General features: G+C 65.7%; 1 protein-coding gene. It reads left to right on the forward strand.

The window, feature by feature from the left end; translation table 11 throughout:
* Nucleotides 1-124: 124 nt before the first annotated feature.
* On the forward strand, nt 125-627 hold a 503-nt coding region (locus tag AACH11_RS24735; protein WP_341376961.1), incomplete at its 3' end, for a transposase.

Consider the following 627-nt stretch of genomic DNA (forward strand, 5'->3'; position numbering starts at 1 on the left):
CGTCCATGCAATGCTCAACGGTTCAGGGGCGCATTTCGTTCACACGTTCTGAGAGGGTGTCGCCGAAATGATTGTCTAATCTGCGTTGTCCGCGAGAAGGCGGAGGAGCGGGAGAGCAGCAAACATGGGCGAAGGCAAGAACAAGGGTGGGCGTCGGCCGCTGCTGGATGGCGAGCATTTGACGGTGCTGCGAGCGATCACCGCGGAGCAGCCGCGCTCGTCGCTGGACGAGGTGACGCGGGAGTTGGGGCGGCGTACTGGCATGAATGTCTGCACGGTCACGGTTCGCAAGGCGCTGCGGCAGGCGGGCATTGAGCGACTCAAGCCCATTCGCAGGCAGACGCCGCGTGCGCTGGTGCAAGGCGGTACGCCGCTGCGGGTGGGCTATACCGATGCCCACCGGCGCGAGGACAGCCCCAGCGGCATGAACACCGATCTGACCGATGCCGAGTGGGCCCTGGTGGCTGACCTGTTCGAGCGTGATGGCTTGCGAGGGGCGCCTCCGCGGTATGCGCGTCGCACGGTGCTCAACGCCTGTGTCTACCTGGTGCGCACGGGCTGCGCGTGGCGACTGCTGCCCAAGAGCTTCCCGCCCTGGAAGGCGGTGCACAAGAGCTTCAGTCGCTG

The sequence above is a fragment of the Pseudaquabacterium rugosum genome (genome assembly GCF_038066575.1).
Classification (GTDB): domain Bacteria; phylum Pseudomonadota; class Gammaproteobacteria; order Burkholderiales; family Burkholderiaceae_C; genus Pseudaquabacterium; species Pseudaquabacterium rugosum.